At 71.8% G+C, this 7,282-nt stretch carries 9 protein-coding genes; 4 read left to right on the forward strand and 5 right to left on the reverse strand.

Annotated elements, in window-relative coordinates; all coding sequences use genetic code 11:
- The first annotated feature begins 57 nt into the window (after positions 1 to 57).
- Complete coding sequence (locus ABEA26_RS31045; RefSeq protein ID WP_345596780.1) at positions 58 to 909, forward strand: C40 family peptidase; 852 nt, start codon at positions 58 to 60, stop codon at positions 907 to 909.
- A 153-nt stretch (positions 910 to 1,062) separates the two neighbouring features.
- Positions 1,063 to 1,692 (forward strand): peptide deformylase, encoded by a 630-nt coding sequence (gene def, locus ABEA26_RS31050; RefSeq protein WP_345596781.1) that lies wholly within the window; start codon positions 1,063 to 1,065, stop codon positions 1,690 to 1,692.
- A 72-nt stretch (positions 1,693 to 1,764) separates the two neighbouring features.
- On the opposite strand, the gene ABEA26_RS31055 is transcribed toward def, so the two are convergent.
- A complete protein-coding gene (locus ABEA26_RS31055; RefSeq protein ID WP_345596783.1) occupies positions 1,765 to 3,048 on the reverse strand; it encodes a geranylgeranyl reductase family protein in 1,284 nt (427 codons plus the stop codon).
- Positions 3,049 to 3,146: 98 nt separating this feature from the next.
- Here ABEA26_RS31055 and ABEA26_RS31060 point away from each other — a divergent pair, with 98 nt between their 5' ends.
- Complete coding sequence (locus tag ABEA26_RS31060; protein ID WP_345596785.1) at positions 3,147 to 3,671, forward strand: GNAT family N-acetyltransferase; 525 nt, start codon at positions 3,147 to 3,149, stop codon at positions 3,669 to 3,671.
- A 63-nt stretch (positions 3,672 to 3,734) separates the two neighbouring features.
- Here the strand turns inward: ABEA26_RS31060 and ABEA26_RS31065 are convergent, their stop codons facing one another.
- From ABEA26_RS31065 to ABEA26_RS31080, 4 genes are all read right to left on the reverse strand, one after another.
- Complete coding sequence (locus tag ABEA26_RS31065) at positions 3,735 to 4,430, reverse strand: demethylmenaquinone methyltransferase (RefSeq protein ID WP_345596787.1); 696 nt, start codon at positions 4,428 to 4,430, stop codon at positions 3,735 to 3,737.
- A 106-nt stretch (positions 4,431 to 4,536) separates the two neighbouring features.
- A complete protein-coding gene (locus ABEA26_RS31070; protein ID WP_345596789.1) occupies positions 4,537 to 4,986 on the reverse strand; it encodes an imidazolonepropionase-like domain-containing protein in 450 nt (149 codons plus the stop codon).
- Positions 4,987 to 4,993: 7 nt separating this feature from the next.
- Positions 4,994 to 6,193: a cyclic dehypoxanthinyl futalosine synthase gene (mqnC, locus tag ABEA26_RS31075; protein WP_345596790.1), complete on the reverse strand. Its 1,200-nt coding sequence runs from the start codon at positions 6,191 to 6,193 to the stop codon at positions 4,994 to 4,996.
- Between the two features lie 98 nt (positions 6,194 to 6,291).
- Entirely contained in the window at positions 6,292 to 7,038 is a 747-nt protein-coding gene (locus ABEA26_RS31080; RefSeq protein WP_345596791.1) for a prepilin peptidase, read from the reverse strand.
- Positions 7,039 to 7,075: 37 nt separating this feature from the next.
- Between ABEA26_RS31080 and ABEA26_RS31085 the strand changes: the two genes are divergently transcribed.
- The coding region (locus tag ABEA26_RS31085; RefSeq protein ID WP_345596793.1) for a hypothetical protein at positions 7,076 to 7,282 on the forward strand (207 nt) is incomplete at its 3' end.

Below are 7,282 nucleotides of genomic sequence, written 5' to 3' on the forward strand. Positions count from 1 at the left end.
GTGGCGGAGCACACGTTTCTTGAAGGTATGGAGGAGCTCCTGATACCGGTTGTCCCTATGTCCCACACCGCTCACATACGCAGCCACCGGAAGCCCCGCCGCAGCGCGTCGACCATCGCGATGCGGGCCGGAGTTGCCGGTGGCGTCCTCAGCACCCTGGCAGTGGCCGGGGCGTCGGGTGCGGCCCACGCGGCCGAACCGGTGACGCAGACCCTCGAACTGCCCACCCTGACGGCCGACCTGGCCGCTCAGGTCGCCCAGTCCGCGGACGTCACGCAGCAGGCGGCCGCGAGCTACGAGCTGCAGGCCGAGCGTGACGCGGCCGCCGCACAGGCCGCGAAGCAGGCCGAGACGGACCTCGCCGAGGCCGAGAAGAAGGCCGAGGAGGAGAAGAAGAAGAAGGAGGCCGAGGAGGCCGAGCGCAAGGAGGCCGCCGAGCGCGCCTCCCGCAACGCCGAGCGCGCCACCCTGAGCGCCTCGGTGGACAACGGGTCCTCCGACAACAGCTCGGACAACTCGGGCAGCAGCGTCGGCAGCAGCTCCTCCACGGCCAGCGGGTCGGCCGCCGCGGTCGTCTCCTTCGTGCAGTCCCAGGTCGGCGACGCCTACGTCTCCGGCGGCACCGGCCCCAACTCCTGGGACTGCTCCGGCCTGGTGCAGGCCGCCTTCAAGTCGGTCGGCGTCGACCTGCCGCGCGTCTCCCAGGCCCAGTCGACCGCCGGCACCCAGGTGGGGCTGGGCAACCTCCAGCCGGGCGACATCCTGTACTGGGGCGGCGCGGGCAGCGCGTACCACGTGGGCGTGTACGTCGGCGACGGCATGTTCGTCGGCGCGCAGAACTCGTCCACCGGCGTCGTCAAGGCACCGCTGTCGTACGACCCGCCGAGCGGCGCGGTGCGCGTGCTGTAGTCCACGCACACACCCGCACCACGCGCACCACGCGGACGCATCCGCACGAAGGGCCGCAGCCACTCAGGGGCAGCGGCCCTTCGGCCTCTCCTGGCATGCTCGGCGCGGGCCGGTCCCCCACCGGCCCGTCCACGAGCGGAAGGAGAGAACGTCATGCCGAGTGTCTTCGTACAGGGGCGGCCCACCGCCGCCTCCTACCCCCCCCCGTTCGCGCCCGAGGCCCGGCGCGGGTCGGTGCGGCGGGTCACCGAGGTCGGCGAAGAGGTGCTGCACAGGCCGTGCCGGGACGTCACCGAGTTCGGGCCCGACCTCGCCGCGCTCATCGACGACATGTTCCGCACGATGTACGTGGCCGAGGGGGCCGGGCTGGCGGCGAATCAGGTGGGCGTGGCACTGCGCCTGTTCGTCTACGACTGCCTGGACGACGAAGGCGTCCGACATGTCGGTCATATCGTCAACTCGGTGCTGGCGCCCCTGGGCCCGTCCGCCCGGCGGCTGCTCGACGAGGCCGAGGGCTGTCTGTCCGTGCCGGGTGCCGTGGTGGCCGTACCGCGACCCGACCGGGCCGTCGTGCGGGGTCTCGACAGGGACGGCGAGCCGCTTCTCGTCGAGGGAACCGGCCACTTCGCGCGCTGTCTCGCCCATGAGACCGACCATGTGAACGGGCATCTCTACCTGGACCGGCTCTCCGCCCGGGAACGGACGGCGGCGCTGCGGCAGTCGGCGGACCGGCGCGACGAGGTCTTCGCACGCCGGTCCGCCAACGCCGCGACTCTCGACTGACCAGGCCGAGCCAACCGAGCAGACCAAGCAGACCAAGCAGACCAAGCAGACCGAGCAGACCGAGCAGACCGGTCAGGCCTTCGGCGCGACCTTGCTCAGTCCGTTGATGATGCGGTCCATCGCGTCGCCGCCCGTCGGGTCCGTCAGGTTGGCGAGCATCTTGAGGGTGAACTTCATCAGGACGGGGTGGGTGAGGCCGCGCTGGGTCGCGATCTGCATGACCTTCGGGTTACCGATGAGCTTCACGAAGGCGCGGCCCAGCGAGTAGTAGCCGCCGTAGGTGTCCTTCAGGACGCGCGGATAGCGCTGGAGGGCGATCTCGCGCTGCGCCGGAGTGGCCCGAGCGTGTGCCTGAACGATGACGTCGGCGGCGATCTGGCCGGACTCCATGGCGTAGGCGATGCCCTCGCCGTTGAAGGGGTTCACCAGTCCGCCGGCGTCGCCGACGAGCAGCAGGCCCTTGGTGTAGTGGGGCTGGCGGTTGAAGGCCATGGGCAGGGCGGCGCCGCGGATCGGGCCGGTCATGTTGTCGGGGGTGTAGCCCCAGTCCTCCGGCATGGACGCGCACCAGGCCTTCAGGACCTCGCGCCAGTCCAGCTCCTTGAAGGAGGCCGAGGTGTTGAGCACGCCGAGGCCGACGTTCGAGGTGCCGTCGCCCATGCCGAAGATCCAGCCGTAGCCCGGCAGAAGACGGTCCTGGGCACCGCGGCGGTCCCACAGCTCCAGCCAGGACTCCAGGTAGTCGTCGTCGTGGCGGGGCGAGGTGAAGTACGTACGGACCGCGACGCCCATCGGGCGGTCCTCGCGCCGGTGCAGGCCCATCGCCAGGGACAGGCGCGTGGAGTTGCCGTCGGCGGCCACGACCAGCGGGGCGTGGAAGGTGACCTCCCGCTTCTCCTCCCCCAGCTTGGCGTGCACGCCGGTGACGCGGCCGGTGCGGTCGTCGAGGACGGGGGCGCCGACGTTGCAGCGCTCGTACAGGCGCGCGCCGGCCTTCTGGGCCTGCCGGGCGAGCTGCTCGTCGAAGTCGTCGCGCTTGCGGACGAGTCCGTAGTCCGGGAAGGAGGCCAGATCCGGCCAGTCCAACTGGAGGCGGGAGCCGCCGCCGATGATGCGCAGGCCCTTGTTGCGCAGCCAGCCGGCCTCCTCGGAGATGTCGATGCCCATCGCCACGAGCTGCTTGGTCGCACGGGGGGTGAGTCCGTCGCCGCAGACCTTCTCCCGCGGGAACGCGGTCTTCTCCAGCAGGAGGACGTCGAGTCCGGCCTTGGCCAGGTGGTACGCGGTCGTGGAGCCGGCTGGCCCCGCGCCCACGACGATCACATCGGCGGTGTTGTCGGAGAGGGGCTCGGTCACGGCGGGATCTCCCCAGAGTTCGTTATATGCGTGCCGACGGGCACTGGACACGGGCAGTCTATTCAGCGTTACCGATCACCCGGCTGAAGGGCTGCCCCGTGAACCGAACCACCCCCGCTGTACGGTTGCGCGTCCCCACCGACGAGGACGCCGTCGCCTGGCACCGGATCTTCGACGACCCGGACGTCATGGAGTTCCACGGCGGGAGGTCCGCGGAGCTGTCCGTCTACGAGGAGCTCACCGCCCGCCAGCGCCGGCACGACGCCGAGCACGGCTTCTGCCTGTGGACCATGGTGGACGAGGCCGGCCGGGTCATCGGCTTCACCGGCGCGCAGCCGTGGCCGCGGGACTGGGGACCCAAGGGCGAGATCGAGATCGGCTGGCGCCTCGGACGGGCGCACTGGGGCAAGGGCTACGTCACGGCGGCGGCCCGGCAGACGCTGCAGCGGGTGCGGTCGGCGGGTGTGGCGGAGGTGGTCGCGATGGTCGACGCCCGCAACGCACGGTCCATCGCGGTCACGGAGCGGCTGGGCATGACGCTCGCCGAGGTCTTCACCACCCCCGCCTCCCAGCAGCAGGGGCACTGCTACCGGCTCCCCCTGCGCACGCTCAGCTCACCCTGAAGCCCCTCAGCTCGCCCTGAACGTCTCGAACCCCTCAGCCCGCCCCTGGAGGCCTCGGACCTCTCAGCTCTCCTTGAACCCCCGGTGCAGCGCCACCACGCCGCCCGTCAGGTTCCGGTACGCCACCCTGGACCAGCCGGCCTTGCCCAGCCGCTCCGCGAGCGCCGGCTGGTCGGGCCAGGCGCGGATGGACTCGGCGAGGTAGACGTACGCGTCGGGGTTGGACGACACCGCGCGGGCCACCGGCGGCAGGGCGCGCATCAGGTACTCGGTGTAGACGGTCCGGAAGGGCGTCCAGGTCGGGTGCGAGAACTCGCAGATCACGACCCGCCCGCCGGGCCGCGTCACCCGGTACATCTCGCGCAGCGCCGCGTCCGTGTCCTGCACGTTGCGCAGCCCGAAGGAGATGGTGACCGCGTCGAAGACGTCGTCCCTGAACGGCAGCCGCATACCGTCGCCCGCGGTGAACGGCAGCCACGGGTGCCGCTCCTTGCCGACCTGGAGCATGCCGAGGGAGAAGTCGCAGGGGACGACGTACGCACCGGTGCGGGCGAAGGGCAGGGAAGAGGTCGCGGTACCGGCTGCGAGGTCCAGGATCTTCTGCGCGGGGCGGGCGTCGACGGCTCTGGCGACCTCCTTGCGCCATGCCCGGTCCTGGCCGAGCGACAGCACGGCGTTCGTCAGGTCGTACCGTTCCGCGACGTGGTCGAACATCGAGGCGACTTCGTGCGGCTGCTTGTTCAGGAAAGCGCGGGTCACGGGCCCATTGTTGCAGCACGGGCCCGCCGTACCGCCGCACGGGCCCATGTCGCGCGGTCGTCCGGCCCACGGGTGGCCGCGCGCCGTGGATCCGCGCGGGGCCGGCTCAGCGCCTGCGGTGCACCAGACGCCCCGCGCACACGGTGGCGATGCACGCGCCGCCGTCGTCGAGGACGGCGAGGTCCGCCCGGCCGAGGTCGACGAGGGCGGTGGGGCGGGACCGGTCGAGCACCACGACGTCGTTGCGCTCGGCCGCCGCCCGCAGTCCGGGCGCGCCGGCGTGCTCCTCCAGGACGGCCACCGCGCCGAGCTTCAGCACGGCGTGGATCCGCTCACGCGGCGTCGGGGCGTCCGGCAGCGGTCCCTCGTGGACCCGCGCAGGCCCGAGCACACCGGGCCAGCGCCGCACCCGCGCGGCCGGGAACCGCTCCACCAGTTCGGCGAGCGTCCCTACGGCGGCGATCCGGACACCCTCGACGGCGACGGCACCGTCCTTGACCGGTTCCGGATCGTCCCAGCCGCACCGGACCTCGTCGGCGGCGTGAATCGTCAGCACGGCGGCGTCAGTTGGGCGCGAGCAGCTTCAGCTCGGGGTGGGCCGTACCGCCCTCGATGGCCGTGGACGAGATGTGGGACACGACGCGCTCGTCGACGGGGTCGTTCGCCGGGTCGTCGTGCACGACGAGGTGCTCGTACGTGGTGGCGCGCTGCGCCGGTACGCGCCCCGCCTTGCGGATCAGGTCGATGATCTCCAGCCGGTTGGACCGGTGCTTGGCGCCGGCCGACGACACCACGTTCTCCTCCAGCATGATCGAGCCGAGGTCGTCGGCGCCGTAGTGCAGGGAGAGCTGGCCGACCTCCTTGCCCGTCGTGAGCCAGGAGCCCTGGATGTGGGCGACGTTGTCCATGAACAGCCGGGCGATGGCGATCATCCGCAGGTACTCGAAGAGCGTGGCCTGCGTGCGGCCCTTCAGATGGTTGTTCTCGGGCTGGTAGGTGTACGGGATGAAGGCGCGGAAGCCGCCGGTGCGGTCCTGCACGTCCCGGATCATGCGCAGGTGCTCGATGCGCTCGGCGTTGGTCTCGCCGGTGCCCATGAGCATGGTGGAGGTCGACTCGACACCCAGCCGGTGCGCGATCTCCATGATCTCCAGCCAGCGCTCGCCGGACTCCTTCAGCGGGGCGATGGCCTTGCGCGGACGCTCGGGCAGCAGTTCCGCGCCGGCGCCGGCGAAGGAGTCGAGCCCGGCGGCGTGGATCCGGGTGATGGCCTCCTCGACCGACACCTTCGAGATCCGCGCCATGTGCTCGACCTCGCTCGCCCCCAGGCTGTGGATGACAAGCTGGGGGAACTCCTTCTTGATGGCGGCGAAGTGCTCCTCGTAGTACTCGACGCCGTAGTCCGGGTGGTGGCCGCCCTGGAACATGATCTGCGTGCCGCCCAGCTCGACGGTCTCCGCGCAGCGGCGCAGGATGTCGTCGAGGTCGCGGCTCCAGCCCTTGGCGGTGTCCTTGGGCGCGGCGTAGAAGGCGCAGAACCTGCACGCCGTGACGCACACGTTCGTGTAGTTGATGTTGCGCTCGATGATGTACGTGGCGATGTGCTCGGTACCGGCGTACCTGCGCCTGCGTACGGCGTCGGCGGCGGCGCCCAGCGCGTGCAGCGGGGCGTCGCGGTAGAGGTCGAGCGCCTCTTGGGGAGTGATCCGCCCACCGGCGGCGGCGCGGTCGAGGATGGGCTGAAGGTCGGCCTTCTCGGTCACCGGCGTCCCTTTCGCAGAGTTCGTAAGGGTTGTGGACGGACCGGACCAGCGTACGCCAGCCCTTCCGGCCGGTGATCCGCAGGCGTCCTCAGGCGTCCTCAGGCCGCGTAGGCCCCCGCGAGCACGCCGAGGAAGACGCCCGCGATCAGGAACGGCCCGAACGGGATGGCCGTCCTGCGCCCCGCCCGCCGGGCGACGACGAGGGCACCGCCGTAGAGCGCGCCGAGCAGGAACCCGGCGAAGGTGCCCAGCATCACCGTCGCCCAGCCGTACCAGCCGAGGACCGCACCGGCGCCCAGCGCGAGCTTGACGTCGCCGAAGCCCATGCCGGCCGGGTTGATCAGGAACAGCACGAGGTAGCCGGCGCCGAGGGCGAGGGCGCCCAGCAGGGCGGTGGTCCACTCCCCGGCGTGCTCGGGCACGAGCGCGGTGAGGCCGAGGAGGACGAGTGCGGCGCCGGCGAGCGGCAGCGTGAGGGGGTCGGGCAGGCGTCGTACCCGCAGGTCGACGACGGCCAGCAGCACGCAGGCCGGCGCGAGCAGCAGCCAGACGGCCACCTCGGGCCGGGTCCCGGTGGCGGCGGCGAGGGCGGCGCAGACGAGGGCGGTGACGACGGCGAGGACGGCGGGTCCGGAACCGTACGACGCCTCGTCGGCCGGGCACTGCCCGCACCGCGCCCGCCCGAGCCAGCCCCTGACGGGGTGCGCACCGCCGGAGCAACGGTCCCGCCACGCCTCCCCCGAGGGGGCGGAGAAGCGGTAGGCGGCGCGGGGCAGCAGCGTTCCCGTCACCGCGCCCCAGCAGGCGGCGACGACGATGACGACGGTGAGGAGATCGGGACTCATCCGGCCGCTCGGCTCAGCCCGCTGCCGGAAGGCCGTCGTGCCAGGTCGGCAACTGCTCGTCGCGCAGCGGCTGGTCGAGCAGCGCCTCGGTACGCGGCGACGGGCCGCACCGGCCGGGCGGAGCAGTTCACGCCGTACTCCCCTTGCGGTGAGGGCCCGAGTGAGGGCCTGGGTCAAGGACTGGGTGCAGGACTGGGTGCAGGACTGGGTGCAGGACTGGGTGCAGGACTGGGTGCAGGACTGG

This window comes from Streptomyces marokkonensis (genome assembly GCF_039539045.1).
GTDB classification, from domain to species: domain Bacteria; phylum Actinomycetota; class Actinomycetes; order Streptomycetales; family Streptomycetaceae; genus Streptomyces; species Streptomyces marokkonensis.

What these genes read in the sequence shown, in the direction of transcription:
- ABEA26_RS31045 (WP_345596780.1), top strand. Translation starts at nt 58, where the DNA reads ATGTCCCACACCGCTCACATACGCAGCCACCGGAAGCCCCGCCGCAGC.
- def (WP_345596781.1), top strand. Translation starts at nt 1,063, where the DNA reads ATGCCGAGTGTCTTCGTACAGGGGCGGCCCACCGCCGCCTCCTACCCC.
- ABEA26_RS31080 (WP_345596791.1), bottom strand. Translation starts at nt 7,038, where the DNA reads ATGAGTCCCGATCTCCTCACCGTCGTCATCGTCGTCGCCGCCTGCTGG.